Here is a 407-nt window from a genome sequence, read left to right as displayed (position 1 = left end):
AAGTGCGGGGTCTTTAGTCGCGTTCCTGATGCGTGATACGCGAGATAGCGTGAAAGGGCACGCTCTGCACGGTCAGCGGCGCGTAAAGTGCGGGGCCCGCATCGTCGGAACCTTGCGGCTTGTAGCGCGTAACGTGCTTGTGAATCAGCACATTCGAATCCGCATCCGGATACACGACCGACTCCCCGCGCTCCACGTCCGTGACCGGTTCCGGCACGTATTCAGCCTTGATCGTGTCCCCGTTATTCAGCTTGACCGTGATACGGCCGAACGGCGTATGTTCCAGCAGGCGCAGAATCGGGGCATCGTTGGTTTTCGTCAGCATGTCTTTTCCTTTAGGTTGCGTATTGATAAATGATAGGGGCCGGGCGGCCCCGTGTTCGGAATTAGGCCGCGATACCGGCGCG

Annotated in this window: 1 protein-coding gene; it reads right to left on the bottom strand. The window is 59.0% G+C overall.

What is annotated here, in order from left to right; translation table 11 throughout:
• Positions 1-13: 13 nt before the first annotated feature.
• The coding region (locus tag AC1RP1_RS07955) for a hypothetical protein (RefSeq protein ID WP_481762714.1) at positions 14-407 on the bottom strand (394 nt) is incomplete at its 5' end.

Source organism: Dellaglioa sp. CoH-56-MRSF-13 (assembly GCF_056782095.1).
This window is presented reverse-complemented; position numbering and strand designations above follow the sequence as displayed.